Source organism: Empedobacter sp. UBA6745 (genome assembly GCF_002453775.1).
Lineage (GTDB): Bacteria > Bacteroidota > Bacteroidia > Flavobacteriales > Weeksellaceae > Empedobacter > Empedobacter falsenii_C.
Genome location: NZ_DKHL01000001.1, coordinates 154,881 through 169,922 on the forward strand (window position 1 = coordinate 154,881; position 15,042 = coordinate 169,922).

12 protein-coding genes and 1 tRNA gene are annotated in these 15,042 nt (G+C 31.6%); 5 read left to right on the top strand and 8 right to left on the bottom strand.

The window, feature by feature from the left end:
• The first annotated feature begins 49 nt into the window (after window positions 1-49).
• A tRNA-Val gene (locus B4H69_RS00825) sits at window positions 50-124 on the top strand.
• Between the two features lie 81 nt (window positions 125-205).
• Window positions 206-742, top strand: a complete 537-nt coding sequence (locus tag B4H69_RS00830) for a hypothetical protein (protein ID WP_180905027.1) — start codon at window positions 206-208, stop codon at window positions 740-742.
• Window positions 743-957: 215 nt separating this feature from the next.
• On the opposite strand, the gene B4H69_RS00835 is transcribed toward B4H69_RS00830, so the two are convergent.
• The 5 genes from B4H69_RS00835 to ileS all read right to left on the bottom strand — a co-directional run bounded on the left by B4H69_RS00835 (window position 958) and on the right by ileS (window position 6,029).
• A complete protein-coding gene (locus tag B4H69_RS00835; protein WP_180905028.1) occupies window positions 958-1,158 on the bottom strand; it encodes a hypothetical protein in 201 nt (66 codons plus the stop codon).
• A gap of 2 nt (window positions 1,159-1,160) precedes the next feature.
• Window positions 1,161-1,454, bottom strand: a complete 294-nt coding sequence (locus B4H69_RS00840) for a hypothetical protein (RefSeq protein ID WP_180905029.1) — start codon at window positions 1,452-1,454, stop codon at window positions 1,161-1,163.
• Window positions 1,455-1,576: 122 nt separating this feature from the next.
• Window positions 1,577-2,221, bottom strand: coding sequence for a lipoprotein signal peptidase (locus B4H69_RS00845; RefSeq protein ID WP_038331916.1), 645 nt, complete (start codon window positions 2,219-2,221; stop codon window positions 1,577-1,579).
• A gap of 9 nt (window positions 2,222-2,230) precedes the next feature.
• Window positions 2,231-2,617: a TraR/DksA family transcriptional regulator gene (locus tag B4H69_RS00850; protein ID WP_115001530.1), complete on the bottom strand. Its 387-nt coding sequence runs from the start codon at window positions 2,615-2,617 to the stop codon at window positions 2,231-2,233.
• A 4-nt stretch (window positions 2,618-2,621) separates the two neighbouring features.
• Entirely contained in the window at window positions 2,622-6,029 is a 3,408-nt protein-coding gene (gene ileS / locus B4H69_RS00855) for an isoleucine--tRNA ligase (RefSeq protein WP_180905030.1), read from the bottom strand.
• A gap of 213 nt (window positions 6,030-6,242) precedes the next feature.
• Here ileS and B4H69_RS00860 point away from each other — a divergent pair, with 213 nt between their 5' ends.
• From B4H69_RS00860 to B4H69_RS00870, 3 genes are read left to right on the top strand one after another with little or no spacing between them, the layout of a single operon-like run.
• Window positions 6,243-7,862 carry a DUF4836 family protein gene (locus B4H69_RS00860; RefSeq protein ID WP_291092388.1) on the top strand — a complete coding sequence of 540 codons (1,620 nt, stop codon included), beginning with the start codon at window positions 6,243-6,245 and terminating at the stop codon, window positions 7,860-7,862.
• The gene (locus tag B4H69_RS00865) at window positions 7,852-8,493 is read left to right on the top strand and encodes an ATP-binding cassette domain-containing protein (RefSeq protein WP_291092390.1); all 642 of its coding nucleotides are present in this window, start codon (window positions 7,852-7,854) and stop codon (window positions 8,491-8,493) included. Before B4H69_RS00860 ends, B4H69_RS00865 begins: the two co-directional genes overlap by 11 nt.
• On the top strand, window positions 8,477-9,688 hold the full coding sequence (locus tag B4H69_RS00870; RefSeq protein ID WP_291092392.1) for an ABC transporter permease: 1,212 nt from the start codon (window positions 8,477-8,479) through the stop codon (window positions 9,686-9,688). The genes B4H69_RS00865 and B4H69_RS00870 overlap by 17 nt, the downstream gene beginning before the upstream one ends.
• A gap of 76 nt (window positions 9,689-9,764) precedes the next feature.
• Here B4H69_RS00870 and B4H69_RS00875 read toward each other — a convergent pair whose 3' ends face one another.
• The 3 genes from B4H69_RS00875 to B4H69_RS00885 form a co-directional block, all read right to left on the bottom strand.
• The gene (locus tag B4H69_RS00875) at window positions 9,765-10,427 is read right to left on the bottom strand and encodes a porin family protein (RefSeq protein ID WP_291092395.1); all 663 of its coding nucleotides are present in this window, start codon (window positions 10,425-10,427) and stop codon (window positions 9,765-9,767) included.
• A 203-nt stretch (window positions 10,428-10,630) separates the two neighbouring features.
• Window positions 10,631-11,140 carry a hypothetical protein gene (locus tag B4H69_RS00880; RefSeq protein ID WP_180905034.1) on the bottom strand — a complete coding sequence of 170 codons (510 nt, stop codon included), beginning with the start codon at window positions 11,138-11,140 and terminating at the stop codon, window positions 10,631-10,633.
• Window positions 11,141-11,330: 190 nt separating this feature from the next.
• Window positions 11,331-14,915: a DUF2723 domain-containing protein gene (locus B4H69_RS00885; RefSeq protein WP_180905035.1), complete on the bottom strand. Its 3,585-nt coding sequence runs from the start codon at window positions 14,913-14,915 to the stop codon at window positions 11,331-11,333.
• Between the last annotated feature and the right edge of the window lie 127 nt (window positions 14,916-15,042).

Here is a 15,042-nt window from a genome sequence, read left to right on the forward strand (position 1 = left end):
TAGGGACCACATAAAGACAATAGAAAGTCTTTCAAATAAAATTCTAAAAGGTCTCTTAGCTCAGTTGGTTCAGAGCACCTGCCTTACAAGCAGGGGGTCACTGGTTCGAATCCAGTAGGGACCACAACAGAACTCCTTTCAAGAAATTGAAAGGAGTTTTTTTATTATAAATAGTTTTTTTGTAATTTCATATAAATCAACTCTTATGAAAACTACCAAATTATTATTTCTAATATTCATTGTTATTTCTAATATTTCCTTTGGGCAAAATAAAAAGAAAACAACTTTAGCACCTCCTAAAATAAAGAAAGTTCCATCTCTTCCAGAACCTCCGAAAGCTAAGTTATATCAACCAACTTTTAACAACGAATACTTTATTTGGAAACTAGAAAAAGACACATTATTACCAGCCGAATCTCCTTATGAAATAATTTTACAAGTCAATGATTATTCTGCTTTTATAAGAACAAATAGTTACCCTGAAGAAACAGAGTATAAATCGAAAATCGTACCTGATGAAAATGGAGATATTATCGCTAGATCTATATTAATGCAAGCTGATAATTATGATGTTAAAATAGTAAATAATATTCTTGAACTGAAAAATCGGAAAACGAATGAAGTTTCAAAATTAAAAATCATCAAGAAGAATGGAAAAATTACAGAATTACAAGATCTAAATTCGAAGTTGATTTACAAAAAAGATGATGATTATACGTATGCTCCGTCTCCTTCGATGTAAAATATTATAATCATCTAAAAAATATTTTGATGAAGGAAAGTTTAGTTTTTATTATTTAATAATATGTCCAGAACAAGTTATTAAAATTTTCGAAATTTAAAAATAAATTCTCCTTCATTTTTTATTAAAATAAGAGAATCTGAATATTCTTTTTTTATTATTACATCTCCTTCTTTTAATATATGATCAAAAGTAATCCCTTTGTTTGTATAAGGTTAAAAAATAAATCTTCTATTATCAACTAAAGTTATTCTCGTACCTCCTGTTCCTGCAGATATAGATTTTTGTTTTGAATTTATTGACGTTGAATAAAAAAATTCGAATTCTTTTTTTCCTACATGTCTATATCTAATTTGTATTAACGCTAATACAGCAATAATAAAAATCACAAATGGTAAATATTTTTTCAATTTCATAATCATTTGACTTTTTCTGAATTGATGATAAACTGATTCTTCAGTTCTTCATTAATATTAGAAATTACTTTATAAACGTAGGAATTCTCAAATAATTCGAAAGGATTATATGTTACGATTAAATCACTTATATCATCTTCCTTTATTACTACAAATATTTCCAAAATATCATATTGAATATTAATAGAATCTTTATTAATGATTGATATTATATTATCTAAAGAAATACTTTTACCTATAAAGCTCTTATCATAAGAACAACTTTTGATATGATAAATCGTGACATATTTAAACAAATCATTCTTGTCACAACTTTCATTTCAGTTAAAAGATTAAACCAACTATTCATAAAAATCAATTCTTGTTCAAATAAATATAATAAAAAATCCCTCAGTGTTTGAACTGAGGGATTATCTTTTTAAAATCTTAATCTTACACCATTTTCGGTTGTAAAGGCTTTTTTACGGAAAAGGAACAAAGTAAGTCCTCCAATAAAAATAGCCGAATCTGCGATATTAAATACAGGCTGAAAGAACTTATAATGTTGTCCACCTATAATTGGAATCCAAGAAGGCCAATCAAACTCCACAATTGGGAAATAAAGCATATCTACGACACAGCCCGTAAACCAACCAGAATAACCAGCAAAGTTTGCTTGTGCGACACCTTGATACCCTACCCAATCCTGAAACATTTCATTGTAAGTAGTTCCTTTATCGAAAATAACGCCATAAAAAATTCCATCAAGCACATTCCCTATAGCACCTGCCAAAACAAGCGCAATCGGAATGATAAAGAAATTATTATTTAGTTTTTTCGACCATGCATTAATATAGTAGATAATCATTCCGATTAGAGCAATTCGTAGAAGTGATAAAACGATTTTACCTGTTTCTCCTCCGAAATGCATTCCATATGCCATTCCAGGATTTTCTACAAATGCTATTTTAAACCAACCCAAAACATCTACGTCTTCACCTAAAAAAAAGTGTGTTTTCACGTAAAATTTTGAGATTTGGTCTATGATTAAAACCAAAATGGTAATGAGTACTACTTTTTTCAAAATACTTGATTAACGTTGCATATTTTTAGCTTCGATGCTTAATGTAGCATGCGGAACTAATTTCAAACGATCTTTGTTAATTAATTTTCCTGTTACACGGCAAATACCGTATGTTTTGTTCGAAATACGTAACAATGCATTTTTCAGGTCACGGATAAATTTATCTTGGCGTGCTGCTAATTGTGCATTTTGTTCTTTCGACATGGTTTCAGAACCTTCCTCAAACGCTTTGAACGTTGGAGACGTATCGTCAGTACCATTGTTACTATCGTTTGTGTAAGCTTCTTTCAATAATTCGTAATCTTTTATCGCTTGATCTAATTTCTCTTGAATTATTGCTCTAAACTCTTCCAACTCTGCATCAGAGTACCTTACTTTTTCATCTGTTGTTGCCATACGCTTACAATTTAGTAATCGCAATTTGCGTCATCAATCCATTAATTTCAACCTCTGACCCATTTGCAACTTGGTCTTGTAAAACAAGATCTTCTGCTAATGTCTCAGAACAAATGTAATCTTTGTTTTGCTCGACTGCATTTACGATTGATTCATCATTTTTTAAGTTAAGTATAATTTTGTCGGTTACTTCTAGTCCGGTTTCTTTACGTAGATTTTGAATTCTGTTTACCAATTCACGTGCAACACCTTCATTAATTAACTCTTCAGTTAATTGTAAATCAAGTGCTACTGTCAATGTAGAATTAGACGCTACAGTCCATCCTGGGATGTCTTTTGTAGCAATTTCAAAATCTTCTAAATCTAAAGTTAATGTTTTGTTGTCAATTAACAAATCTATTTTACCTGATTGCTCTAATTTAACAATTTCTTCATTCGTCAATTCTGCTGTAGCAGCCGAAATAGCCTTCATTTCTTTTCCATATTTCGGACCTAAAGTCTTGAAATTAGGTTTGATAGATTTCACTAAAAGATTTGATGCTTCTTCGTTTGTTAAAAGTTGAATTTCTTTAACGTTAACTTCTTGTTTCAATAATTCTGATACAGCTTCCAAATTAGCTTTCATCGTATCATTCAACACAGGAATCATTACTTTTTGTAATGGTTGACGTACTTTATTATCACTCAACTTACGTAGTGATAAAATCATACTTGTTGCCGTTTGTGCTAAATGTGTTTGCTCTTCTAATTCGGCTTTAATCAATGATTCGTCTGCAACTGGGAAATCTGCTAAATGCACAGATTCTGCTGCATTTTTACCTGTAGCTGCGTTCAAATCTTTGTATAAACGATCCATGAAGAATGGTGCGATTGGCGAACCTAAAATTGAAACAGTTTCTAAAACTTTGTACAATGTTTGGTAAGCTGCAATTTTATCTTTCGAATAATCACCTCTCCAGAAACGTCTTCTTGATAAACGAACGTGCCAGTTTGATAAATTATCAATCACAAATTCTTGAATTGCACGAGCTGCTTTTGTTGGTTCATAATCAGTTAAAAATGCATCAACTTTTTTCGTTAATGTATTCAATTCAGAAATAATCCATTGATCCAATTCAGCTCTTTCATTTACAGGAATTTCTTCTTCCTCAAATGTAAATCCGTCTACATTCGCATATAAAGCGAAGAATGAATAGGTATTGTATAATGTTCCGAAGAATTTACGACGAACTTCGTCAACTCCAGCAATATCAAATTTCAAGTTTTCCCAAGGTTGCGCATTCGCAATCATGTACCAACGCGTTGCATCAGGACCATAAGTTGCCAATGTATCAAATGGATCGACTGCGTTTCCTAGACGTTTAGACATTTTTTGTCCGTTTTTGTCTAAAACCAATCCGTTTGACATTACATTTTTGTACGCTTTCGAATCAAAAACTAATGTACCGATTGCATGTAATGTATAGAACCAACCACGTGTTTGATCGACACCTTCTGCAATAAAATCAGCTGGATACATTGTTCCGTTATCAATCAATTCTTTATTTTCGAATGGATAGTGAACTTGCGCATAAGGCATTGCTCCAGAATCAAACCAAACGTCAATCAAATCAGCTTCTCTTTTCATCGGTTTTCCAGATGCAGAAACTAATGTAATTTCATCTACTACATTTTTGTGTAAGTCGATCAAATCATAGTTTTCTTCTGTCATATTTCCAACTTCGAAATTTTGGAAAGGATTAGAAGTCATTACGCCTGCCGCAATTGATTTTTCAATTTCAGCAACTAATTCTTCTACAGAACCAATTACAGTTACTTCGTCCCCTTCTTCAGTTCTCCAAATTGGCAATGGAATTCCCCAATAACGAGAACGAGATAAGTTCCAATCGTTCGCATTTTCTAACCAGTTTCCGAAACGTCCTTCACCAGTTGCTTTAGGTTTCCAATTGATTTCTTTATTCAATTCAACCATACGGTCTTTTACATCCGTTACTTTGATGAACCAAGAATCTAATGGATAATATAAAATCGGTTTGTCGGTTCTCCAACAATGTGGATAACTGTGTTTATATTTCTCTACTTTGAACGCTTTATTCTCCTCTTTCAATAAAATCGCGATTTCTACATCAACCGATTTTTCAGGAGCAGTTCCATCATCGTAATATTCATTTTTCACATATTTACCTCCGTAACCTTCTGGTAAGTCAGCCACAAAACGACCTTGTAAATCTACTAAAGGAACAGGATTTCCATGCGTATCTAATACCAACATTGGAGGAACACCTGCATCTTTTGCAACACGCGCATCATCCGCACCAAAAGTAGGCGCAGTGTGTACGATACCTGTACCATCTTCTGTTGTTACGAAATCTCCAGGAATTACTTGGAAAGCATTCTCTACATTTTCGTAAGGCAACGCCCAAGGTAATAATTGCTCATAACGCGTTCCAACTAAATCAGCACCTTTGTATTCTCCAACAATTTTGTAAGGAATTGTCTTATTTCCTGCCGCATAAACTTTGAAATCTTCTTCTGTTTCTGCTAAGAAATATGGTTTACCGAATTGTTTAGCAACCAATGGTTTTCCTAAAATTACGCGAATTGGCTCGAATGTATATTGATTGAATGTTTCAACTACAACATAATCGATAGTTGGACCAACTGTTAACGCTGTATTTGATGGCAACGTCCAAGGTGTCGTTGTCCAAGCTAAGAAATACACATCTCCATCAAAATTATTGAATAGAGTCGTAGAATCTTTCTTTACTTTAAATTGAGCAACAATCGTTGTATCCGTAACATCTTGATAAGTTCCTGGTTGATTTAACTCGTGTGAAGATAAACCTGTACCAGCTTTCGGAGAATATGGTTGAATTGTATAACCTTTGTACAACAAATCTTTGTTATAGATTTGTTTCAACAACCACCAAACAGACTCCATATATTTTGGTTTATATGTGATATATGGATCTTCCATATCCACCCAATAACCCATTTTTTCAGTCAAATCATTCCACAAATCTGTGTAACGCATTACTGTACGTTTACACGCTTCGTTATATTCTTCAATTGAAATTTTAGTTCCAATATCTTCTTTAGTAATTCCTAATTCTTTCTCAGTTCCCAACTCTACTGGTAAACCGTGCGTATCCCAACCCGCTTTACGAAAAACTTGTTTTCCTTTCAAGGTTTGGTAACGACAAAATATATCTTTGATAGAACGTGCTAAAACGTGGTGAATCCCTGGCTTTCCGTTTGCAGAAGGAGGACCTTCATAGAACACAAAAGATGGATTTCCATCGCGCGTAGAAATACTTTTCTCGAAAACATTATTTTGTTTCCAATCTTCTAACGTTTCTTTTGAGACTTGTACCAAGTCTAAGTGCTTATATTCTCTAAACTTTTTTGCCATCGAATTCTTTCTTATTTCTTCTAAATCAAGGAGTGCGAATATAAGAAATTTTTACATATTTTTATTGTTATAGAAACGAAAATCATATTAATAATTGCTTAAATTTATCCCGATATTATAGATTTAACAATTCTTGAATAAAAATCAGATGTTTTCAGATTTAATTCAGCATTAACCAAATAATTAACAACAATTTTTAAAGATATTTTTTCGATGAAAAAAGGCTTCAAATATTACTCGATTCTATTCATTATTTTGCTTTTTGCAAGTTGTTCCAAAAACGAAGATTATACGGTTTTGATTCCAACAGATGCAGATTTTGTTGCGTTGATAAATCCAAAATCAATTGCAGAAAAAGGTAATTTTCAGAAATTAGAACAATACAAAATTTATCAATTAGCCGAAGGCGAACTTAAAAATCAAGATCCGACTTTTGATCAATTATTAAATGATATCAAAAACAATCCGACCTCAGCAGGCGTAGATATTATCAGTCCTATTTACCTTTTTGGGCAAAAAATTAATGGAAAAAATATGGTTGCGTTGATTACAAATATGCGCGACAAAGATCAGTTTGAAAAACATTTATCAACCATTTACAAAGGTTTATACAAAAAAAATATTTCGTTTGAAAAGAAAGATGGTTTTACGACGATTTCTGGATTCAATAAACCGTTTATGGCTTGGAATAAATCTCAATTTTTATTGATTGTTTCTGAATTTGGTGTTGGAGAAAAAGCAATTCAAGATTATTTTACGAAAATTATCAACGATAAACATTCACTTGCGAAGGAAAATAATAGTTTTGGAGATTTTGTTAAAAACTCGCAGGATATCAACATTTGGTACACAGGAAATTTCTTGAAGAACTTTTCAAAACATGAAAGTTCTGAAAAGAAAAACCTTGATTTTACAAAAAGTTCTTGGGTTAATTTTATTTCATTTACTTCGGACGGAATTAGTTTTACGCAGAAATTTCATCCAGATGCGATTACAAAAGTTGAATTGCAAAAACATCCGATGTGGAAATCAAAAATCAATACTGATTTTTTTAAATATTTTCCTGCACAAAGTTACATGAATATTGGACTTGGTATTTATCCTGCAAACACCCGTTATGTGTTCGAAAATCAAAATTTCTTGACTACTTTTTTAGAACAATATGACATTGATTTGAACAAATTAGAACAAAGTTTCGAAGGCGAAGCTTTGTTTAGTGTATATGATTTTGAGATCGGAAAAGCATTTAATCCAAATGATTTTTTTGGTAAGAAAGAAGCTTTTATTAAGCAAGTTGTTTATCCGCAATTTGTTTTGGGAGGAAAAATGAAAAACGATCTTTTCTTCAACGAATTTATTAAAGCCCATCAAGAAAATATTCAGAAAATTGGACCTTATTACATGCTGCCAATTTCCACAAATATGAAGATTTATATGACGTACAAAAACAATTTGATGTACATCACAAATAATCAATCGATCATGAATCAATATTTGAACAACATGGTAAGTTCTTCAAATTTTGTTACGTCAGAATATGCTACAAACGCTTCAAATCCGATGTTTGGTTACGTGAATTTAAATTTTGATCAATACCCAAAAGAAGTTCAAAATTATATTTATCAACAAATTCCGTTCGGAAATACGAAAGAAATGCAAACGGTTTTATCCAATTTTGATCACATCGATTACCGCGTTTCGAATGAATACACAAAAACAGGAAAAATACATATGAAAAAGACGGATAAAAATAGTTTGGAAGTGATTTTCTTACTTTTAGACCAAGCTTATTCACTATTTTTCAACCAAGCTGCACAACAAAATGGAAATTAAAATCAGTCAACTTGTTCCGCATCCTTTGAAAGAATTTGGGTTCGAACAATCTGAAATTTGGAAAAATACATACACTTTTTCGAGCGGAAATATTTATCAAATCGTTGCACATTCTGGTGTTGGAAAATCGACGTTGATTAATATTTTGTACGGTGATAGAAAAGATTATGACGGAGAAGTTTTATTTGATGGACGAAATATTAAGAATTATTCTTTGAATGATTGGACAAAAATTAGACGTGAAAAAATCGCCTATGTTTTTCAAGGTTTACATTTGTTTGAAGAATTGACTTTGATGGAAAATATTCAATTAAAAAATGTATTAACGCAACATCAATCCGAAAATCAAATTATTGAATGGATTGAAAAAGTTGGTTTAAAAAGTCATTTACATCAAAAAGCGATTCATCTTTCTTATGGTCAACGTCAACGAATTGCGGTGATTCGTGCACTTTGTCAACCATTTGATTTTTTACTTTTAGACGAACCTTTTAGTCATTTGGACGAAGTGAATCAACAACTTTTGATTGATTTGGTTACCGAAGAAGCTGCAAAAAATAACGCTGGAATCATCTTTACAAGCTTACACGAAATTCACGATAAACGCCTTGCAAATGTCATTCAACTCTAAAACTTTAATCGAAAAATTAGTTCGTAAAAACCTAAGTTTTTTGCGAATTACAACCTTTTGTTTTTTCTCTATTATCGGATTTTTTATCTTGATTTTAGCTGGAACAATTTATTTGGATTATGCCAAAAATTTTGGAGAAGATAGCTCAGTTTGGAAAGCAAATTATGTAGTTTTGAACAAAAAAATATCGTCTTTACAAACGTTAACTGGAGAAAAGCCAAGTTTTAGTGAAGATGAAATTAACGATTTGAAATCGCAAAATTTTGTTGCGAAAGTCGGAACATTCAAAAGCAGTCAGTTTCCTGTAAAATTGCAAGTTGGTGGTGTTGCTGGAATTCGTGGTTTTTCGACTGATTTATTTTTCGAATCTGTTCCAGAAGATTTTATTGATGTCAAAGAATCGGATTGGAAATGGCAAGAAGGACAAGATTTTATTCCGATTATTATTCCGAAAAGTTATTTGAATTTGTACAATTTTGGTTTTGCAACAAGTCAAGGTTTACCACAAGTTTCGGAAGGATTATTTACTAAAATTCCTTTTCAATTGATTTTAGGAAAAGGAGAAAATCAGAAAGTATATCAAGCAAGAATTGTCGATTTTACGACTAAAATTAATACGATTTTAGTTCCTGAAAACTTTTTGGAATGGGCAAATCAAACTTATGCGCCTCAAAAAAATACAGAACCTTCGCGAATTGTTGTTGAAACGAAATCTCAAGGAGATGAAAATGCTTCGACTTATTTTGAGCAACAAAATTATGATATCAACAAAGATGAATTGAAAAATAATGAATTGACGTATTATCTAAAATTAGCTTTTTCGTTGGTTTTATTTATTGGTTTAATCATTGTTTTCGCAGCGATTTGGTTGATGATTATTAACTTTCAATTGATGATTGAAAAGAATAAACACAAAACGAAAGATTTATTTTTGATTGGATATAACATCAATCAATTGGCTCGTCCGTATCTTAAATTTTCAATTATATTCATGTTGATTAGTTATCTTATTTCGATTCCGTTAGTTTATTTTGTTTTAGATATCATCAAAGAAAAAGTCGGAAAATTTATGGCAACAGAAACTTCTCACATTTGGGAAGTGTTCAGTTTTGGATTAATCATCGTGATCATTTTATTCATCATTAATAAAATAATTTTGACACAATCCATCAAAAAAATTGCTTTGAAAGATTAATACTAAATTTTATAAAAACACAAAAAAGGATTCTGAAAATTTTCAGAATCCTTTTGTTTATGCTTAATATTCTCGATTAGAACGAATATCCAACTCCTATAGAAAACGAATGATTTTTTACATCTCCAACTTCTACATTGTTATTGTTTTTATTATCTCCTATTTTAGTTAATCCCATATAATATCTCGCTCCAACATTGATATTGTCTGTTACATTATATCCCAAACCGAAGTTAACACCAAAGTCAAAGTTTTTTACATCATCTTTTACATCAAACTTTTGTTCTGTTGTGTAAACGGTATTATTCGCATATGTACTTGTAGATTGTTTGTTGCTCGCATACAGATTAAATCCAAATTGTGGACCAGCCTCTATATTAAAACGAGATGCAGCAGGATAGTATTTGAACATGATTGGAACTTGAATATAATCTAAAGTCGTTTTGTTTTTACTTTTTACAGTTGTATTTCCTACTTCCATTACTTCATCTTTGTACTTTCCTCCCATTCTTGTAAAATTTACCTCTGGTTGAACAGCAAATTGATCAGTAATTGGAAAATGTCCATAAACACCTGCACTAAAACCAACTTTATAATCATTGTCCTTTACATCATCTCCATTAAAAGAAGACATATTAACACTCGATTTTATACCAAATTGTGACGATGTTGTTTTTTCTTGTGCGCTCAAACTTACAACTCCTAACATTGCAGCAGCAATAAAAAATATTTTTTTCATCTTTTAAATTTTATAGTTCTAATTATGATGTATGCATAATTTCAAGTCTTGTGCCAAATAATGTTAAAAAAGAGTACTACAAATATTAATTAACTCATATTAAATATATTAATCATTTAATTTTAACATTCATAAAAGCATATTAATAAAAAAAAGCTACATCTTTCGATGTAGCTTGTATCAAGTATAAGTTGTTCTTGTTATTAGAATTTATAAGCAAATCCTAAAGAAACTGCATCTGCATTAAACTTTTTATCAAATCCATAGTTATTACTTGTAGCAATTCCTTTATATCCAGCATATACATCAAAGTTAGCTCCTGAATAACCAAATTTTGGTTGCCAGAATAAACCTCCGTCCATATCACTTTTCGTAGCAATTGCATAACCTAAATCTCCACCAATAAATAAATTGTTACTGAATTCGTATTTTGCAGTTGCTGCTAATGGAATAAACCCAAAATCTTCTCCTCCTAAATCTTTAAAATCACTTTTAGCAATAAAATGGTCATACCCGACTTTCGCTCCTAATTTGAAATTATTTGCAATAGGATGTAAGTAAGCTAAGTCTACTCCAAGGTTAAAAGAAGAAACATCTGATGCATTACCTACTGGAATACCCACGTGTACTGTACCTTCTACTCCTGACGTTTGTGCTGAAACTCCTACCATACCTGCTACTGCTAAAGCAGCTGTTAATAATACTTTTTTCATTTTTATAATGTTTTAAAATATTTACAATTTTGTTAAACTTATTTGTATAATTTCAATTTTTGTGCCAAACTCTAAAAATCAATAATGATAAAACATATTAAAATTAACAATTACTTAATATTCAAAACTTTATTATACAAAAAAAGCTCCAAAATAATTTTTGGAGCTTTTCTGTTTTTATTGATTTGACTTATTGTCCGACCATTTTGTATAAAATATTCTGTTGTTGTTTCGCATAATTGGTATCAATTTCTGCTGCTACACCAATCATTTCGTCTAAATAATTAAACTGATTCATGATTTTTGCTTGATCAGCTGCATCAACTTTTCCGTCTGCAACAACTTCTTTATATAAGGTTTCGAATTTCTTCAAAACAGGATTATAAGCAGATTCAAAAACTTTCAATGCTTTTTCTTTGTCACCTCTTTCACCTAAAGCGGAAGCTTCATTGTAGATTGACATCATCAAATCATTTTTAGCCGCGGCTAAATCTGAACCAATTGAATATCCTTTTCCTGAAGGTAACGACTCGAAGAAAGCAATTTTTGCATTCGCTTCTTTACGAACATGTGCAAACAATTCTTGTGCTTTTTTATCCTCACCAGCTTTCAAATAAATTCCGGCAATTCTACTCACTCCATAACCAATATCGTATTTCGCTAAAGCAGGAATTTCTAACATCACTTTGTCTAAAACTGCAATCGCTTCTTTTTTGCGTCCAGCATTCAATAAATCATCTGCCAAACGAACAGCAGTATTTCTATAAGAAGATGTATAATTACGCTCTGTCAAACTAAATGAAGCATCAGGGTTATTATATCCAGACCATTTATACGAATTGAATGTTCTTAATAACATGTCATTATCAGAAGCACCAATAATTCCTCCTTTACCAAAAGGCGTATAAATAGGAACTAATTTATAACTCATTCCAGCATTCAATAAATAATCATTCATGTAGAATGTATTTTCTGGATCAGAAATTCCTCCTCCACTAAAGTAAATAGGACGATCCCAATTGTATTTCGCCATCATTGACAACAACAATAAATTGTTTTTGAACAAACTTGACGCTTTTATATTAATTGTGATTGAATCAACCATTTTATCGGCATCTTTTGCACTTACAATTCCGTATTTTAGAGCGTTTGCTTTATTTACTGGAACTACAATTTTAGAAACAGGTAAATAATTTGCTTGTCCAATTGAATAACCAAAATAATCTGCTAAAGCTTGTTTTTCTGGAGATTTATTATTTAAAATAAAATCCATCGCTTCTTTAGCGGTCATACTGTCTGTCGTTAAATATTTTTGTAAAGGTTTTAAACTTTTATAAACTGACATCACTTGATTTGGATCAATTTCAGGATCAGATAAATATTGAGCAACTTGTTCAATTGGCATTTGACTTAACGTTTCTAATGTTTGATTAGATCCTGGTTTGATGAAACTATTCAATTGATCAAAAATATTTTTAATAGAACCTCCAACAACAAAAATTTGATCGTTAGTTCCAGATTGATAATCTTTCGGTTTCAAATCACTTGGAAGAGGCGCTGCATTGTACGTTCTACGTAACAATTGTTCTAAATTCCATGGAGAAGCAGCCAACGTTAAATTCGCAATTTTTACATCATCACGGAAATTTTCGGTTTCTTGTAATCCCCAAAGTGGATAAGTATCATTGTCTCCATAGACAAAAAGAATAGCGTTTTTATCGAGCGGATTCAGATAATTGTAAGCTAAAGAATAAGCTACAGAACGCTCTGAACGATCGTGATCATCCCAGTTTTGAGCTCCCATTAAAATTGGAATACCAGCTAAAATAACTGTCGTTCCAATTGCTAAAGATGGTTTCAATTCTTGCTTCATCAATTTCTGAAGTAATAAATAAACTCCTTGTACACCCAATCCTGCCCAAATCGCAAATGCATAGAAACAACTTACCAATGCATAATCACGTTCACGAGGCTCGAAAGGTTTTACAGATGTGTAAAAGATGATTCCGACACTTGTTAAAATAAACAATGACAACAATGACCACCAGTTAACAAAATTTCTGTTTAATTGTGTAAATAACCCGATTAAACCTAAGAATAATGGTAACATGAAATATACATTTGTTCCATCATTTCTATATTCATCTGGTAATTTTGATTGATCTCCTAAACGTGGATTATCAATAAATGGAATTCCTGAAATCCAATTACCTTTTGTAATCTCAAAATTACCTTCTAAATCATTTTGACGACCAGAGAAATTCCACATAAAGTAACGAATAAACATATAGTTGATTTGGTAATCAATAAAGTAATTAAATTGTTCACCAAATGTAGGTGGTTCGATATCTAAAATCTCACCATATTTCTTAAGTTCTGCAACTTTTAATTGTCTATTTTGACGCTTTTCTACCAATTGAGCGTACATTTGTTGCGCTTCTTTATCACCAGCATATTGTGCATTCAAAGAGAATTTTGGAAAAGCATAAACTGCCGCATAATTCTCCATTACACCTGGATCTGGACTAAACATTTTAGGGAAAAACTTTACATATTTATCTTCGTATGTATAATCTAAACGATCCGAAACTTTCAAATATTTTCCTGTACGTTGATCCTTGATATATTCAGAACTACGAACTGTACTTTCTGGCGCTCCGTTAGTATCACGTTTGATTCCATCACTTGCAATATGAGCCGTAAAAACTGGTCCGTACATCACAGGCCAAGAACCATATTGTTCGCGATTAAAATAATCTAAAACACCCAAAGCTGTATCAGGATCATTCAAATTCATATGAGGATTTGCGTTTGCACGAATCGGAATAACTAACCAACATGAGAAACCAATCAACATAAAAATCACACACCACGAAATTGTATTCAATAATGCTGAACCATATTTCTGAGTTAATTTAATCGCAAAATAGAAAACTGCAATTAAAATGATAGCGGCGATAATTGTTCCTGAATTAAAAGGCATTCCCAAATTATTTACTACATAAATCTCTGTTCTTCCAAAGAATGTCATCACAACTGGGAAAATTATTTTGAATACAAAAGCTAAAATAATCAACGTAATTACATTTGCGATTAAGAAACTTTTGATTGTAAATCTATATTTTCGAGCATAATATACAAAACAAACTGCTGGAATTGCTAGCATTGCCATTAAGTGAACACCAATCGATAAACCAATCACCAACGAAATAATTACTAACCATTTGTTTCCTCTAGGTGTATCTGCTACTTGATCCCATCTTGTAATCAGCCAAAATAATAGCGCAGTAAAGAAAGATGCCATTGCGTAAACTTCTCCTTCTACCGCAGAAAACCAGAATGTGTCGCTAAACATAAAAATTGCAGCTCCAACTAATCCACTTCCTAATGTTATAATTTTTTGAGAAGCATTTAGTTCAATCGCATCAACATTCATTGGATCTTGCGTTTTTGCAAACATTTTTCGAGCAAAATATGTAATTGTCCAAAACAAAAACATAATTGTTCCTGCACTATACAAGGCAGATGTACTGTTGATTAATATGGCGTATTTGCTTCCGTCACCAAAAGCTAAACCAGACCAAACTGCTCCCATTATTTGGAACAAAGCTGCCCCTGGTGCATGCGTAATTCCCAATTTTGCTGATGATACAATGTACTCACCACAATCCCACAAACTCAGGTAACGCTCCATCGACGCCAAATACAATATTGTCGCTATCAAGAACATCGCAACACCCAAGATGTTGTTCCACTTTTTGAAATTTATATCCATTTTGTTTTAATAAACTATCTTGCGAAAATAAGATAAAAAATTGATATAGCTTAGGATTGAAATGATTAAATTCTGATTAGAATCTCATCTAAACAATATAGATTTATCGAATATTTTAAAATTAATT

Bases quoted from the DNA above. Each gene is read 5' to 3' on its own strand.
- B4H69_RS00830 (WP_180905027.1), top strand. From the start codon at position 206: ATGAAAACTACCAAATTATTATTTCTAATATTCATTGTTATTTCTAAT.
- B4H69_RS00835 (WP_180905028.1), bottom strand. From the start codon at position 1,158: ATGAAATTGAAAAAATATTTACCATTTGTGATTTTTATTATTGCTGTA.
- B4H69_RS00850 (WP_115001530.1), bottom strand. From the start codon at position 2,617: ATGGCAACAACAGATGAAAAAGTAAGGTACTCTGATGCAGAGTTGGAA.
- ileS (WP_180905030.1), bottom strand. From the start codon at position 6,029: ATGGCAAAAAAGTTTAGAGAATATAAGCACTTAGACTTGGTACAAGTC.
- B4H69_RS00860 (WP_291092388.1), top strand. From the start codon at position 6,243: ATGAAAAAAGGCTTCAAATATTACTCGATTCTATTCATTATTTTGCTT.
- B4H69_RS00865 (WP_291092390.1), top strand. From the start codon at position 7,852: ATGGAAATTAAAATCAGTCAACTTGTTCCGCATCCTTTGAAAGAATTT.
- B4H69_RS00870 (WP_291092392.1), top strand. From the start codon at position 8,477: ATGTCATTCAACTCTAAAACTTTAATCGAAAAATTAGTTCGTAAAAAC.
- B4H69_RS00875 (WP_291092395.1), bottom strand. From the start codon at position 10,427: ATGAAAAAAATATTTTTTATTGCTGCTGCAATGTTAGGAGTTGTAAGT.
- B4H69_RS00880 (WP_180905034.1), bottom strand. From the start codon at position 11,140: ATGAAAAAAGTATTATTAACAGCTGCTTTAGCAGTAGCAGGTATGGTA.
- B4H69_RS00885 (WP_180905035.1), bottom strand. From the start codon at position 14,915: ATGGATATAAATTTCAAAAAGTGGAACAACATCTTGGGTGTTGCGATG.